Source organism: Herbaspirillum sp. C7C8, assembly GCF_022627875.1.
In the GTDB taxonomy this organism is placed as follows: Bacteria; Pseudomonadota; Gammaproteobacteria; order Burkholderiales; family Burkholderiaceae_D; genus Herbaspirillum.
The window spans coordinates 197,550-213,550 of record NZ_JABXGG010000004.1; the positions used below are offsets into that span (position 1 = coordinate 197,550).

Genomic DNA, 16,001 nt, shown 5'->3' on the forward strand with positions numbered 1-16,001 from the left:
TCGTTGCGTGGCTTCAGCGGGTCACCACCCGTCCAAAGAACGGATAATTCGGATCGTTATACCCATGCGTGGAAGCATGCCCGGGCGTCACCAGGCTATCCACCAGCGCTTCCTCCTCGGCAGTGATCTTCAGGTCCGCCGCATCGTAGTAATCCTCCATCTGCGCCAGCGTGCGCGGCCCCGCGATCACGCTGCTGATGGCCGAATTGGCCAGCACCCAGGCGGTGGCGAACTGGCCCAGTTTGATGCCGCGCGCTTCGCAGTGCTGCTGCAGCCGCTGCGCGATCAGCAGCGATTCCTCGCGAAACTCGGTCTCCATCATGCGCTTGTCGCCCCGACCGGCGCGCGTGTTTTCGGGCGGCTTCTGACCGGGCTGGTACTTGCCGGTCAGCACCCCGCGTGCAATCGGGCTGTAAGGCACCACGCCCAAACCGTAATGCGCGCAAGCCGGCAGGATTTCCACTTCCGGCTGACGATTGAGCAGGTTGTAATACGGCTGGCACACCAGCGGCAACGGCACATTGTTTTTCTCGCACAGCCGCACGATCTCGGCAATGCGCCAGCCACGGAAATTGGAGACGCCAAAACCGCGAATCTTGCCCGCACGGATCAGATCGCCCAGCGCCTGCACGGCTTCCTCCAGGTTCTCGTCCTGGTAATCGCGGTGCATGTAGAGAATGTCGAGGTAATCGGTATCCAGGCGCTTGAGGATGTTCTCGGTCTCGCGCACGATCCAGCTGCGCGAGTAGTTCGACTCATTGGGCTTGCCGCTCATGGCATTGCCCAGCTTGCTGGCCAGCACCCACTCATGGCGCTGTCCGGCCAGCAGCTTGCCGACGATTTCCTCGGACTTGCCCTTGGTGTAGACGTCGGCAGTATCGATGAAATTGACGCCATGCTCACGGGCCGAGGCCACGATGCGGCCGGACTCCTGCAGATCGGTCTGGTCCCCGAACATCATCGACCCCAGACACAGGGCCGATACCTTCAGATTGCTCTTGCCAAGGCGACGATAGTGCATGCTCTCTCCAAATCGAAAAAAGGGTGTGGATAAATCAACTGCCCGATTGCATACCTCACAGGCTCACAAGACCGGCGCTTCCTCTTCCTGCCAGCGCCGCTTGTCGCGCAGGGGCGGGGCGCCGAACAGGCGGCTGTATTCACGGCTGAACTGGGATGAACTTTCATACCCGACGCGATGCGCAGCGGTGGCCACGCTGGCGTCGGCGGTGAGGATCAGCTTGCGCGCTTCCTGCAGACGCAGGTTCTTCTGGTATTGCAGCGGACTCATGGCCGTCACCAGCTTGAAGTGATGATGCAGCGAAGATACGCTCATGTGCACCTCGCGTGCCACATCCTCGATGCGCAGCGCCTGGTCATAACCCTCCTTGATGAGCCGGATCGCCTTGGCCACGCGGTTCATCTGGCTATCCTGCAAGACGGTCTGGCGCAGCAGCGCGCCCTGCCCGTTCATCAACAGCCGGTACAGGATCTCGCGCCGTATCATGGGCGCCATGATCGGCACATCGCGCGGCGTTTCATGCAGGCGCAACAGGCGCAGCACCGCGTCGAGCAGGTCGACGTCGAGCCGGTTCACGTACAGCCCGCGTGCCGCCCCCTCCCCCAGGCTGGCGGCGGCGGGCAGGTTTTCATCGCCGATGAGCTCACCGATTTCCTGGGTATCCAGCTCCAGCCGCAAACCCAGATAGGGCTCGTCAGGACTGGTGACCATGACCTTGCCAACCACCGGCAGATCGACCGAGGCCACCAGGTAGTGCATGGGATCGTATTCGTAGATCTCGTCGCCCACGAAGATGCGCTTGGAACCCTGCGCAATCACCGCAAAAACCGGCTTCTGCACCGCGTGCTTGGGGCCGGTCGGGCAGGTGATGCGATAGATTTCCATGTTGGGAATGGCCGTGGCCAGCATGCCCTCGGCACCTGTCGTATAGCGCTCCAGCAACTGCAACAGTTCCTGCTGCATGGCCTGGAAACGCGGATCATCCCTCTCCTGGTCCGCGGCGCCCGGCGCCGCATCAGGCAGCAGCAAGGGCCCGGCATCCTGCAGGGAATGCAGATCGAGGTCCATAAGCTCCTCTCATTGAAAGACAGACACGACTGTAGCGCGGACTGACATTTGCCTGATCCTCCATGATGCAAGACCGGAGAATCAGGCAAGAAGTTTGCAGAATCAGGTATGCCGCAACAGAAATGGGTCCGACCAAAATTCCAACAACGCAGCATACAAAAGGACGCGGCGCTGCCCCACCTGAAAACCCAAGCACGACACACAGAGAATCGGGCAGAAAATCTGCAACTTAAGGCACGCGCAAAGCGGTGCCACCACTGCATAATCCTCGCCGAACCCAAAGCGATACAGAATCGGTCAGAACACGCTCTCCGCGATGTTGTACTGCTCTACCACCGTACGCACCGTCGTGGATTCGGGCTTGTTGACGAAGTGGCACTCGCTGTCTTCCATGCCCATGGTGCAGGCCTTGTTCAGCGGGCAGGTAGCGAACAGCTCGGCCACCCAGTCCACGAAGGCGCGCACCTTGGGCGAGAGATGACGGTTGTGCAGGTACACCACCGAGATTGGCAGCGGTGCCGGTTTCCATTGCGACAGCACCTCCACCAGCCGGCCTTCGTCGATGTGGCGCGTGACCATGTAGAGCGGCGCCTGCACCATGCCGAAGCCCTGCAGTGCGCATTCCACGTAGGCATCGGCATCGTTGACGGAAAGACGTCCGTTCATCTTCACCTCGCGGGTGACGCCATCGACCACGAAATCCCAGTCGATGGTACGCCCGGTACGGCTGGAGAAGTAATGCACCGACTGGTGCTGCTGCAGATCTTCCAGGGTGTGCGGTACGCCATGGCGCTCCAGGTAGGAAGGCGCGGCGCAGGTCACGGTCTGGAAGGTGCCGATGCGGCGCGCCACCATCGAGGAATCCTGCAGCTCGCCCACGCGGATGACGCAGTCCACTGCCTCCTGCACCAGATCCACCGGACGGTCGCCCATGCCCATGACCAGTTCGATGTCCGGGTACTTGCCGTAGAAATCGCACAGGTTGGGCAGCAACATCAGGCGGCCGATCGAGCCGGGCACGTCGATGCGCAGTCGTCCCTGCGGGCCGCGCGTGACATTGCGGAAGGACTGCTCGGTCTCGTCGATGTCAGCCAGGATGCGCACGCAGCGCTCGTAATAGGCCGCGCCATCAGGTGTGAGGCTGATGCGGCGCGTGGTGCGGTTCAGCAGGCGCACTTGCAGCATGCTCTCCAGCCCCTGGATCAGGGTGGTGACGGTGGTGCGCGGCAGGTTCAGGTTGTCGGCAGCGCGCGTGAAGCTGTTGGCATCCACCACAGCGGTAAAGACCTGCATGGCCTGGAAACGGTCCATCGCTCTCTCCTTTGAGGCCGCCACCGGGGTCAACACCGGCGCGGCAAACGGGGGCCAAGACAGATCCACGCAAGGCCAGGCACCGCCCCCGGCGCGCCGTCTTGCCATGACGGGATGCAGCAACAAGCCTCATCCCAATTTAAACCAAATAACGCCAAAAGCCAGCCAACTTAGTGCATCGGCAGCCAATCTTGCCGATGCCACCTCAGCAAGCCTGCCCGGCCGGGGCGGCTGAACTGGTTTTTTCTTCACTAAAAAGGATAGCAAAGTGAATGAATTGATTCTCCCGATTGTTCAGGGTTGCCGAACAGTGTTGTTGGATTATAGGTGTTTATTCGAGACCCTGCTGTGCCGCACAATTCGCCTCATTCTTGGACAAGTGGCTTCGGCCCGGGCGCTCATCATGCACGCTTCCTCTTCGCTGGACATCCGCAATTTCTTCGTTCCAGGCCCGCTGGGACGTATCCCCGTGCGTCTGTACCAGCCCGCCGAGGCGCTGCCCAAGGGCGAGAAACGCCCGCTGGTGCTGTATTTCCACGGTGGCGGTTTCACCAGTGGTTCACTGGACGACGCCGATACCCCGGCCAGTTTCCTGGCACGGCACAACCAGGCCGTGGTGCTCTCGGTGGGCTACGCGCTGGCCCCGGCCAAGCCCTTCCCGGCCGCGCCCGAAGACGCCTTTGCCGCCGCCACCTGGGCCTGCAAGAACGCGGCCGAACTGAAGGTGGACCTGGAGCGCATGGTGGTGGCCGGTGACGACGCCGGTGGCAGCCTGGCCGCCAGCCTGACCATGATGACGCGCGACCGCTGCGGCAAGCCGCTGGCGGCCCAGGTGCTGATCAGCCCGATGCTGGATCCGAGCATGCGCCTGCTGGGCGACGCCGCCCGCCTGCAATCGGACCTCACCGCCGAGACCTGTGCGGCCAGCTATCGCCAGTACCTGCCGCAGACCATGCAGCGCCTGCATCCCTATGCCGCACCGCTGGAAGTGAGCCGCCTGGCCGGTCTGCCGCCGGCCTTCATCGCCACCGCCGAGCGCGACGTGTTGTGTCCGGAGGCGGAAAAATACGCCTCCAGCCTGATCCGCGCCGGTGTGCCGACCCAGGTCTCGCGCTTTGCCGGTATCACGCATGGCGCGCTGCGTACGCACCTGCCGCTGCTGACCGAGATCGTCAATTTCCTGCGCTGTCGCTTCGCCAGCTTGCGACGCGATGCCGCGCCCGCTGAATTCCTGCCGTATCCGCTTCACCCCTCCACTTCACTTTGAGGACAAGAAAATGAACACTCCCGCTCCACTGCGCAAACGCTTCGCTCTCACCGCTACGGTCCTGGCCGTCATCGCCCTCGCTATCGGTGGCGCCATTTCGGTGGTGGGCCTCTCGGCCAACGCCACCACCGCCCCGACCGCCGCCGCCGCTGGTGCCCCGGTCGATGTGGCCGAAGTGGTCCAGCGCCGGATCATCGACTGGCAATCCTATTCGGGCCGCATCGAAGCCGTCGATCGTGTCGAAATCCGTCCCCTGGTTGGCGGCACCCTGACCGCCGTCCACTTCAAGGATGGCGCGCTGGTCAAGAAGGGCGATCTGCTCTTCACCATCGATCCGCGCCCTTATGAGGCCGAAGTCGCCCGTGCCGAGGCCCAGCTGGCCGGTGCCGAAGCCCGCGCCGGCTACACCGCCTCCGATCTGGCCCGTGGTCAGCGCCTGCTGGGCGACAACGCCATCGCCAAGCGCGACTTCGAAGAGAAGCAGAACGCCTCGCGCGAAGCCTCGGCCAACGTCGCCGCCGCCCGCGCCGCCCTGCGTGCAGCACGCCTGAACCTGGAATACACCCGCATCACGGCACCGGTCTCCGGACGTATTTCCCGCGCCGAAGTCACGGTCGGGAACGTAGTGAACCCCGGTGCAGCCAATGCGCCCCTCACCACGCTGGTATCCGTGGCCAAGGTCTATGCCTCCTTCGACGTAGATGAACAAAGTTTCCTGAAATACGTCAACCCGGCCCGCGCCGCAGGCACCACCGTCCCCGTGGAACTGGGCCTGGCCAATGAAGACGGCTACTCCCGCAAGGGCCGGGTCGGGTCGGTGGACAACCGTCTCGACACCGCCTCCGGCACCATCCGCGTGCGCGCCATCTTCGACAATGCCGACGGCCAGCTGGTCCCGGGGCTGTATGCCCGCGTGCGCCTGGGTGGCGGCGAGCCGCACCAGGCCGTGCTGATCGATGAAAAGGCCATCGGCACCGACCAGGACAAGCGCTTCGTGATGGTGGCCGACAAGGACAACCACGCCAACTACCGCCAGGTGGTGGTCGGCGCCGGGCATGACGGCCTGGTAGTGATCGAAAAGGGTCTGCAGCCGGGTGAACGCATCGTGGTCAATGGCCTGCAGCGCATCCGTCCGGGTGACGCCATCACCCCGACCGTGGTGCCGATGCAGGTACAGACCGCGACGGCGGCATCGGTACCTGCTGCCGGCAAGGCCTGATCCGACACAGACCTCTCTCGCATTCAAGGAAGAACAAGTCGCAGGGGCGCAAACCGCCCGCTGCCCGGGCGTTTGCATCCTGACGACTGACAAGGAACCTACATGAATATCTCCAAATTCTTCATCGACCGCCCGATCTTTGCGGGTGTGCTGTCGGTACTGCTCTTGCTGGGCGGCGTGCTGGCCATGCTGCAGCTGCCCATCTCCGAATATCCGGAAGTGGTGCCGCCCTCGGTGGTGGTGCGCGCGCAGTATCCTGGTGCCAATCCCAAGGTGATCGCCGAGACGGTAGCCTCGCCGCTGGAAGAGCAGATCAACGGTGTGGAAAACATGCTCTACATGCAGTCGCAGGCCAACAGCGACGGCAACCTCACCATCACCGTCAACTTCCGCCTGGGGGTCGATCCCGACAAGGCCCAGCAACTGGTGCAGAACCGCGTCTCGCAAGCCCTGCCGCGCCTGCCGGAAGACGTGCAGCGCCTGGGCGTGACCACGCTCAAGTCCTCCCCCACGCTGACCATGGTGGTGCACCTGACCTCGCCCGACAACCGCTATGACACCACCTACCTGCGCAACTATGCGGTCCTCAACGTCAAGGACCGCCTGGCGCGTATCCAGGGTGTTGGTGAAGTGGGCCTGTTCGGTTCTGGCAACTACGCCATGCGCGTCTGGCTCGATCCCAACAAGGTAGCGCAGCGCGGCCTGACGGCTTCGGACGTGGTGCGCGCCATCCGCGAGCAGAACGTGCAGGTGGCCGCCGGTGTGATCGGCGCCTCGCCCAGTTCGCCGGACACGCCGCTGCAGTTGTCGGTGAACGCGCAAGGCCGCCTGAAGACCGAAGCCGAATTCCGCGACATCATCCTGAAAGCCTCGCCGGATGGCGCCACCACCCGCCTGGGTGACGTGGCCCGGGTGGAACTGGCCGCTTCCGAATACGGCCTGCGCTCGCTGCTGGACAACAAGCCGGCCGTGGCCATCCCCATCTTCCAGGCGCCCGGCGCCAATGCGCTGGAAGTCTCGACCCAGGTGCGCGCGGCGATGAAGGAATTGTCGGCCGACTTCCCCAGCTCGGTCAGCTACAGCATCGTCTATGACCCGACCCAGTTCGTGCGTGCTTCCATCGAAGCGGTGGTGCATACGCTGCTGGAAGCCATTGCGCTGGTGGTGATCGTGGTGATCATCTTCCTGCAGACCTGGCGCGCCTCCATCATTCCGCTCCTGGCGGTGCCGGTGTCCATCATCGGTACCTTCTCGCTGATGCTGGGATTCGGCTACACCATCAATGCGCTGTCGCTGTTCGGGATGGTGCTGGCCATCGGTATCGTGGTCGACGATGCCATCGTGGTGGTGGAAAACGTCGAGCGCAACATCGGCGCCGGGCTCTCGCCGCGGGACGCCACCTATCGCGCCATGCAGGAGGTCTCCGGCCCCATCATCGCCATTGCCCTGACGCTGGTGGCGGTGTTCGTGCCGCTGGCCTTCATGACCGGCCTGACCGGCCAGTTCTACAAGCAGTTCGCGATGACCATTGCGATTTCCACCGTCATCTCGGCCTTCAATTCGTTGACGCTCTCGCCGGCCCTGGCCGCCCTGCTGCTCAAGGGCCACGGTGACAAGCCGGACTGGCTGACGCGCCAGATGGACCGCTTCCTCGGTGGTTTCTTCGTCCGCTTCAACCGCTTCTTCAATCGCGCCTCCAACAACTACGGCGGCGGCGTGACCGGCGTGATCAAGCGCAAGGGCGCCACCATGGGCGTGTATGTGGTGCTGCTGGCCGCGACCCTGGGGGTGTCCTACATCGTCCCCGGCGGTTTCGTGCCGGGGCAGGACAAGCAATACCTGGTGGCGTTCGCGCAGTTGCCCAATGGCGCCTCCATCGACCGCAGCGAAGAAGTGATGCGCAAGATGAGCGACATCATGTTGAAGGAACCCGGTGTGGCCAGTGCGATTGCCTTCCCCGGCCTGTCCATCAACGGTTTCACCAACAGCTCCTCGGCCGGTATCGTCTTCGTGGGTCTGAAGCCCTTCGAGGAACGCAAGAGCAAGGAATTGTCGGGCAATGCCATCGCCGCTTCGCTGAACAAGAAATTCGGCAGCATCAAGGAAGCCTTCACCGCCGTCTTCCCGCCACCGCCAGTCATAGGGCTGGGCACGCTGGGTGGCTTCAAGATGCAGATCGAAGACCGCGGTGCACTGGGTTATGCCGAACTGGACAAGGCCGCACAAGCCTTCATGAAGGCGGCAGCCAAGGAACCGGCGCTGGGTCCGATGTTCTCCAGCTACCAGATCAACGTGCCGCAACTGGATGTGGAACTGGATCGTGTGAAGGCCAAGCAGCTCGGCATCCCTGTCACCGATGTGTTCAACACCATGCAGATCTACCTCGGCTCGCTGTATGTGAACGACTTCAACCGCTTCGGCCGCGTCTACCAGGTGCGTGCCCAGGCTGACGCGCCCTTCCGCGCCAAGGCCGAGGACATCGCGCAACTGAAGACCCGCAACGATGCCGGCGAGATGGTGCCGCTGTCTTCGGTGGTGAAGGTCAAGCAGACCTTCGGTCCGGAAATGGTGGTGCGCTACAACGGTTATACCGCCGCCGACATCAACGGCGGCCCGGCACCCGGCTATTCGTCGGACCAGGCCCAGGCTGCTGCCGAACGCGTGGCCGCTGCCACCCTGCCACGCGGCATCAAGTTCGAATGGACCGACCTGACCTATCAGAAGATCCTGGCCGGCAATGCGGGCGTGTGGGTGTTCCCGATCAGCGTGCTGCTGGTGTTCCTGGTGCTGGCCGCGCTCTATGAAAGCCTGACCCTGCCGCTGGCCGTGATCCTGATCGTGCCGATGAGCATCCTGGCGGCCTTGACCGGTGTCTGGCTGACCCGTGGCGACAACAACATCTTCACCCAGATCGGCCTGATGGTACTGGTGGGACTTTCGGCCAAGAACGCCATCCTGATCGTGGAATTCGCCCGCGAACTGGAGATGCAGGGCCGCAGCGCCGTACAAGCCGCCATCGAAGCCAGCCGCCTGCGTCTGCGTCCGATCCTGATGACCTCCATCGCCTTCATCATGGGTGTGGTGCCGCTGGTGACGTCCTCCGGCGCGGGTTCGGAAATGCGTCATGCGATGGGGATCGCGGTGTTCTTCGGCATGCTGGGCGTGACCCTGTTCGGCCTGTTCCTGACCCCGGTGTTCTATGTCCTGCTGCGCACCATCGACCGCCGCGCACTGCACTCGGCCTCGCATCACGAAGCCCCGATGACCGCCGGCACCCACATCGCCCATGCTGCACCGGGCGCACAGGATGATCGCTGATCTGCGGATCAGCCCATGAATGGAGCAAGAAAAATGATGACCCAATCTCTATCGATGAGCCGCCTGCTGCGCCCCGTGCGCATCGGCTCGGCCCTGCTGGCAGCGCTGCTGGTACTGGCCGGCTGCTCGGTGGCCCCGACCTATGAACGTCCTTCGGTGGACACCCCGGCCGCCTTCAAGGAAGCCGCCCCGACCGCGCAGACCGGCGAAAACGGCAGCCAGTGGAAGACCGCCCGGCCCGCCGAAGACATCGCCCGCGGCGAGTGGTGGAAGATCTTCGGTGACGACAAGCTGAACGCCCTCGAAGACACCGCCCGGCAAGCCAACCAGGACCTCAAGGCCGCCGCCGCGCGCCTCGGCCAGGCGCGCGCCCTGACCCGCGATGCACGCTCGGGCTACTTCCCGCAGGTGGATGCAGGGGTCGGCGCGACCCGCCAGCGCCCTTCGCCCGCCTCACAAGGGTTAGCGGCCGATGCCAATACACAACCGTTCACTCTGTATCGCGCACAAGTGAATGTTTCTTACGAAGTTGACCTGTTCGGCCGGGTCGCCTCCACGGTCGATGCCGCTACCGCCGATGCCCAGCGCAGCGAGGCATTGTTCCACTCGGTGCTGCTGGCCTTGCAGGCCGACGTGGCGCAGCAGTATTTCCAGGTGCGCGAACTGGATGCCGCCGCCGAGCTGTACCGCGGCACTGTGGACCTGCGCCAGGAATCGCTGCGCCTGGTGCAGCGCCGCTTCGATGAGGGTGATATCAGCGAGGTCGACGTCGCCCGTGCCCGCTCCGAACTGGCCTCGGCCCAATCGGAGGCGCTGGGCATTGCGCGCCAGCGCGCCAGTGCCGAACATGCGCTGGCGATCCTGCTGGGCCGCACCCCGGCCGAGTTCTCGCTGCCGCCACAACCGCTGACGCGCCTGAACGTATCGGTGCCGGCCGGGCTGCCCTCGGCGCTGCTGGAACGCCGTCCCGACATCGCCGCCGCCGAGCGCGCCATGGCTGCCGCCAATGCCCGCGTGGGCGTGGCCAAGTCGGCCTTCTTCCCGGCGCTGAACCTGACCGGTGGCCTGGGGTATGAGTCGGCGCAACTGGGCGATCTCTTCAACTGGTCCAGCCGCACTTTCCTGCTGGGACCGCTGGTAGGCACGGCCTTGTCGATGCCGCTCTTCGATGGCGGCCGCCGTCAGGCCGGTGTGGATCGTGCGCGCGCCAGCTATGAAGAACAGGTGGCCACCTATCGCGGCACGGTCTTGAATGCCTTCCGCGAAGTGGAAGACAACCTGGCCAATCTGCGCATCCTGGATGACCAGAACCGCGCCCAGGATGAAGCCGTGGCCGCCTCCTCGCGCGCAGCCAAACTCTCGCACACGCAGTACCGCGAGGGTGCGGTGAGCTACTTCAGCGTCATCGATGCCGATCGCACCGTGCTGCAGACCAGGCGCGCCTCGGTCACGCTCGATGGCGAACGCGCCCGTTCCACCGTCAACCTGATCCGCGCACTGGGCGGCGGCTGGGGCGGACCGGCGACGCAGCTGTCTTCCTCGAAGTAGGAGCGCCCGCAGCGACAAGCAACAAACAAAAACCAGCAATACGAAAAACCGGCCCGCATCCTTCGATGCGGGCCGGTCATGCAGCAGAATTTCCCGTGGTACTTCAGCCCGCCCCGCACCCAGCGACGGCGGGCATTTTTTTACGCCACCTGCGGCAAGCCCGCCCGCTGCAACAACTGGCTGCAGCGCTGCGACAAGGTCACCACGCGCAGGTCCTTGCCAAGTCGGGCATAGCGCTCGGCCAGGGTCTGCACGGCGGCAATGGCGGAATGATCGGCCAGGCGCAGATGGCGGCAATCCAGGGTGACCTGCTGCGGATCATTGACGGTATCGAACAATTCGAGGAAATGCGTGGTGGAGGCAAAGAACAGCGTGCCATGCGGCAGGTAGGTGCGGCTGCCGTCGTCTTCATCGCGCACATCCGAGCGCACTTCGCGCGCATGCTGCCAGGCGAAGTTGAGCGCGGCGATCACGATGCCGCACAACACAGCCACGGCCAGATCGGTCAGCACCGTAATGACCGTCACCGCGATGATGACCAGCGCGTCGTTCCGCGGCACCTTGCCCAGCACCCGCAGCGAGCCCCAGGCGAAGGTCTCCTGCGCCACCACCAGCATGACCCCGGCCAGCGCGGCCAGAGGAATACGCTCGATGGCCGGCGAAAGGAACAGGATGAACAGCAGGATCATGCCACCGGCCACCACTCCGGAGAGCCGCGACCGGCCGCCGGAGCCGAGGTTGATCATGGTCTGGCCGATCATGGCGCAACCGCCCATGCCACCGAACAGGCCCGAGACGATGTTGGCCGCGCCCAGGGCCAGGCATTCGCGGTTGGGCTGGCCCCGGCTGGAGGTGATCTCATCGGTGAGATTGAAGGTCAGCAGGGTTTCAAGCAGGCCGACGATGGCCATGAGTACCGCGTAGGGACCGATGATGCGCAGCGTCTCCAGGTTCATCGGCACGCTCGGCCAGTGCAGTGGCGGCAGGCCGCCGGCGATGTGGGCCATGTCGGCCAGCGTACGGGTATGCAGGCCGCTGGCCCAGGTCACCAGTCCCACCCCCAGAATGGCCGCCAGCGCCGGTGGAACCGCCTTGGTCACGCGCGGCAGCAGCCACACGATCAGCATGGTCGCCAGGGTCAGGCCGATCATGATGGCCAGCGCCGAGCCCTGCAGCCATTGCGGACCGGCAGCAGTATCGACACGGAAATGCTCCAGCTGCGACATGGCGATCACGATGGCCAGGCCATTGACGAAACCCAGCATCACCGGATGCGGCACCATGCGCACCAGCTTGCCCAGCCTGAGCGCACCGAAGAGCAGCATGATCACGCCCGAGAGCACCACCGTCGCCAGGAAATACTGTGCACCATGCTGCACCACCAGCGCCACGATGACCACGGCCATCGAGCCGGCAGCCCCGGAAATCATGCCCGGGCGGCCACCGAAAAGAGCCGTGATGGTACAGATGAAGAAAGCACCATATAGCCCCATGAGCGGGTTCAACTGGGCCACCAGCGCAAAGGCGATACATTCGGGCACCAGTGCAAAGGAAGTGGTGAGGCCGGCCAGTACGTTCTGGCGCAGATCGCGCAGGCGCGAAGTCGGGGTGGCGATGGTCGTCATGGGCAAGATCAGCGGGAAAACAGCAGGAAAGCAGCAGCCGCAGACGTCAGGATCGCGGCAGGAATGGAACAGCAAGCAATGACATGTACGATGTCGTGCCGACAACTCACGTGCGGCATGCCGCACGGCGGGCAGGAAAGGAAGTCCTTATTTTACCGCATTGCAGCATAAGCTGCCCGGACGCTGCCTGTCCGCCTCATTCGCGGGAATACAACACTCGCAAGGCGACGCGTTTTTCGGCTGGGGGCAACTGATTGACAGCCAGCAGGTAGGCGATGGAGGCATCGCAGGTCGCCACCGGATCGGCCTGGCGCCGCAATGGCGAGGACAGCAGTTTCAATTGTTCCTGGGTCAGCGGGGCCAGCGCCTTGCGCATGACGCGGGTCCGCTCGGCCAGGCTGTAGCGCCCGGCGTTGGCCGGGTCGGCATCGCGCAGCAGGCGCTGGGTCATCTGTTGCTCGCGGTTGGCGAATTCCTGTGGCAGCGCCGCTTGCGGGGCTTCCCGGCCGGCCGCGGCATCGGCGCGCGAACGGGGATAGATCAGTTCGGTACAGGCCGACACGCTGATGCCGCGCAGCGCCACGGCCTCATCCAGCAGCAATTGCTGGAACTCGGCCAGCGATTCATCGGAGGCGATGGGCAGCAGCCGCCGACTCAGCAGTCCGACCTGCTCGCGTCCCACGGCCAGGATCTCGGCATCCGAGGCATGCGCCTGCACCTTGGCCCAGGCCAGGTCGATGGTCCGTGCGAAGGCGGCCGGGTGATAGCGCGCCATGATGTCGAAGAGCGCGCCCTTCTTGAACTCGGCCTCCAGCACATCGCGCGACGTGGCGATGGTGGCGATCTGGGCGGTCTCGCCGCCCGGTGCCAGGCGCGTGAGCACGCCGGCCTGCAACAGTTGGCCCAGCTCGGGATACCAGCTCTGCGCTGCCGGCGTATCGGCAATGCGTTCGATGAAGTCATGCGGCAGGCCCAGCTTGCCGTAGGTCTCGAAGGTCAGCTTGCGGTCGAAGCTCTTGTTGATGCGGTCATCGCCACCGACGGTATAGAGGGTGTGGAAACCGATGTGCGCGCGCGGGTCCATGGCGCGGTCACGGCCGGCCAGGAAGGCCAGCGTGCAGGAGGACGAGCACTCCTGCTCCACATAGGTGTTGAGCCGGTGACGACGGATCACCTCGCCCACCAGCTTGCCCTCGCGCACCCAGCCACCGGCCGAATACAGCACTACGGTGCGCACCGAGGGGTGCTGTTGCAGGACCGCATCGAGGCCATCGGCTGCACCATCGTTCATGCCACCTTGCAGCAGGACCGACTTGCCATCCACCCGCACCTGATACACCACGGGCGGCCCCAGTTGCTTGCCCAGCGCGATCTCCAGCTGTTCACGTACCGAGTGCGCCGCCCGCCAAGTGCTGGTGACCATGCTGATGACACCACAGAGGATGAGGAACTTGACCACGACCTCGGCCCAGCGCCGTCCGCCGCGCCCCACATGCTTGCTGGCCGAGCGCCAGCAGCCGCATACGCCCCAGGTCCACGCCAGATAGCTGAAGGCGGCGATGCCCAGCACCCCGGCCATGCCGTAGCGCGCCGGCATGTCGTTGGTCAGCCGCGCCAGCACCGAGATGGCCAGCGCCGGCACCAGCGAGGTCAGCAGGACGGTATGCAGCCAGTAGGAGCGGCCCAGCCCATAATCGCCGCGCCAGTGACGACGCACGAAACCGGTGGACGGACGGGTGGGAACGGGAGATCGGGTTACTACCTCGGACACGTGGTGCTTTTCCTCGATGCGCTGCGGCCAGGCACACAGCGTCTTCAATGAAAGGTGACTTTATGAAGACCTCAGCATAACCCAGCTTGGCGATGCCGTCGCGCTTTCAGCCGCCGTGGCCGGGAATGCGCGACAGGTCGACCTGGTCGATCTGGCTGGGGTGCATGAATTGTTGGGCATACTTCTCGTAGATGCGTTCCCGCACGAACAGATCGAACAGATCCGGATCGATATGGTTGCGTTGCTTGAACCCGGCCAGGATCTCGACTGCCTCGTTGAGCGTATTGCCACGCTTGTAGGGCCGGTCGGCGGCGGTCACCGCCTCGAAGATGTCGGCCACCGCCATGATGCGGGCCTGCACCGACATCTGCTCGCGCGTGAGGCCCTTGGGATAGCCCTTGCCATCGATGCGCTCGTGGTGGCCGCCGGCAAACTCCGTGACCCGCGCCAGCTGCCTGGGCCACGGCAAGGATTCCAGCATCTTGATGGTGATGACGATGTGGTTGTTGATGATGGCGCGTTCGGCATCATTGAGGGTGCCGGCACGGATGCGCAGGTTGCCTGCTTCCTCGTCATCGAGCAGTTTGCGCAGTTGGCCATCGGGGCCGCGCCAGCTGCGCTCGGCGATGTCCAGCACGCGCTGCTGGTCTTCGGCGCGCATGCCTTCGGTGCCGTAGTTGATCTTGCGCAGGAAAGCCCGCTCCTCCTCCAAGGTCAGCAACTCGGCCTGCAGCCCGGCCTCCAGTTCGGCCACGCGTTGCGGGGTCAGCGCGGCGCCCAGCGCCAGTTTCTCCTGCAAGACGCGGATCTCGGCATCGCGCTTGAGGACTTCGAAACGCGTGTCGATCAGGTGAATGCGATCGAAAATGGTCTCCAGCTTGGTCGCCTTTTCGACGATGTGACTGGGCGTGCCGATCTTGCCGCAATCATGCAGCAGACCGGCCAGCCACAGTTCGCGGCGGTCGGCCTCGCTCATGCGGAAATCGGCCAGCGGTCCTTCGGTCGTATTGTGCGCAGCCTCGGCCAGCATCATGGCCAGTTGCGGTACCTGCTCGCAATGGCGTCCGGTGTGCGGGGATTTTTCACCGATGCCGATGTTGATGAGCTTGATCAGGCTTTCGAACAGGTTTTCCAGACGTGCGATCAACTGCTGGTTGGTCATCGTCATGGCGGCTTGCGCGGCCAGGGCCTCAATGAAGCGCTGGTCGGTTTCCGAGAAGGGAACCGCCTCGCCACTGTCGGCATCGATGGCGTTGATGAGCTGCAACACCCCCACCAGCTCGCCCTCGTGATCCTGCATCGGCACCGTCAGGATGGACTTGGAATGGTAGCCATACTTCTCGTCGAAGAGCCGCATGCCATTGAAATTGAATCCGCTGGCCTGGTAGACATCGGCGATGTTGACCGATTCCCGGGTATTGGCGGCATAGGCCGCCACCGCCGTCAGATTGGGCTTGCCGTCGGGCAAGCTCAGGGCGATGTCGGCAATCGAGATGTCCTGGCCGCTGCTGCCACCCTGGTGCATCTTGAGGGTCTGGTTGACGGAAATGTCGAAGCGCAGCGCCTCGCCATTGTCGGTGGTGCGGTAGAGGGTGCCGCCATCGGCACGAGTGATGTCGCGCGCGGTCAGCAGGATGCGTTCCAGCAACAGGGGAATGTCGCGCTGGCTGCCCAGCTCGCGGCACAGGTCGGTGAGGCGCTCCAGCCGATAGGCGATGTCGCGGTGCTCGCCGGCAGTGGGCGCGAGATCGTGCATGCTGGCCGGGACGTTCATGCTTCCATCTCCCGCGCGCCACAGTGCGAACACTGGACGCGATGGCGGGTGTGAGTTGCTGGATGGACGACTGGCAACA

At 64.2% G+C, this 16,001-nt stretch carries 10 protein-coding genes; 4 read left to right on the top strand and 6 right to left on the bottom strand.

Translation table 11 applies throughout. The annotated features are described in order from the left end of the window. Positions 1–13 precede the first annotated feature (13 nt). The 3 genes from HWE01_RS07425 to HWE01_RS07435 all read right to left on the bottom strand — a co-directional run bounded on the left by HWE01_RS07425 (position 14) and on the right by HWE01_RS07435 (position 3,400). Positions 14–1,021 (bottom strand): aldo/keto reductase, encoded by a 1,008-nt coding sequence (locus tag HWE01_RS07425; protein ID WP_241821442.1) that lies wholly within the window; start codon positions 1,019–1,021, stop codon positions 14–16. A gap of 63 nt (positions 1,022–1,084) precedes the next feature. Continuing rightward, complete coding sequence (locus HWE01_RS07430) at positions 1,085–2,089, bottom strand: AraC family transcriptional regulator (protein WP_008334494.1); 1,005 nt, start codon at positions 2,087–2,089, stop codon at positions 1,085–1,087. Between the two features lie 297 nt (positions 2,090–2,386). Further along, positions 2,387–3,400: a LysR family transcriptional regulator gene (locus tag HWE01_RS07435; protein WP_008334492.1), complete on the bottom strand. Its 1,014-nt coding sequence runs from the start codon at positions 3,398–3,400 to the stop codon at positions 2,387–2,389. Positions 3,401–3,803: 403 nt separating this feature from the next. Here HWE01_RS07435 and HWE01_RS07440 point away from each other — a divergent pair, with 403 nt between their 5' ends. The 4 genes from HWE01_RS07440 (at position 3,804) to HWE01_RS07455 (ending at position 10,752) form a co-directional block, all read left to right on the top strand. Further along, positions 3,804–4,667, top strand: coding sequence for an alpha/beta hydrolase fold domain-containing protein (locus HWE01_RS07440; RefSeq protein ID WP_175342936.1), 864 nt, complete (start codon positions 3,804–3,806; stop codon positions 4,665–4,667). A 10-nt stretch (positions 4,668–4,677) separates the two neighbouring features. Next, on the top strand, positions 4,678–5,886 hold the full coding sequence (locus HWE01_RS07445) for an efflux RND transporter periplasmic adaptor subunit (protein ID WP_241821443.1): 1,209 nt from the start codon (positions 4,678–4,680) through the stop codon (positions 5,884–5,886). 102 nt (positions 5,887–5,988) lie between these two features. After that, a complete protein-coding gene (locus HWE01_RS07450) occupies positions 5,989–9,204 on the top strand; it encodes an efflux RND transporter permease subunit (RefSeq protein ID WP_241821444.1) in 3,216 nt (1,071 codons plus the stop codon). Between the two features lie 33 nt (positions 9,205–9,237). After that, complete coding sequence (locus tag HWE01_RS07455) at positions 9,238–10,752, top strand: efflux transporter outer membrane subunit (protein WP_008334480.1); 1,515 nt, start codon at positions 9,238–9,240, stop codon at positions 10,750–10,752. A gap of 140 nt (positions 10,753–10,892) precedes the next feature. On the opposite strand, the gene HWE01_RS07460 is transcribed toward HWE01_RS07455, so the two are convergent. The 3 genes from HWE01_RS07460 to HWE01_RS07470 form a co-directional block, all read right to left on the bottom strand. Further along, positions 10,893–12,377, bottom strand: a complete 1,485-nt coding sequence (locus HWE01_RS07460) for a SulP family inorganic anion transporter (protein ID WP_008334478.1) — start codon at positions 12,375–12,377, stop codon at positions 10,893–10,895. A gap of 196 nt (positions 12,378–12,573) precedes the next feature. Next, positions 12,574–14,148, bottom strand: coding sequence for a COG3904 family protein (locus tag HWE01_RS07465; protein ID WP_241821445.1), 1,575 nt, complete (start codon positions 14,146–14,148; stop codon positions 12,574–12,576). Between the two features lie 106 nt (positions 14,149–14,254). Further along, positions 14,255–15,922: an HD family phosphohydrolase gene (locus HWE01_RS07470; RefSeq protein WP_241821446.1), complete on the bottom strand. Its 1,668-nt coding sequence runs from the start codon at positions 15,920–15,922 to the stop codon at positions 14,255–14,257. Positions 15,923–16,001 lie beyond the last annotated feature (79 nt).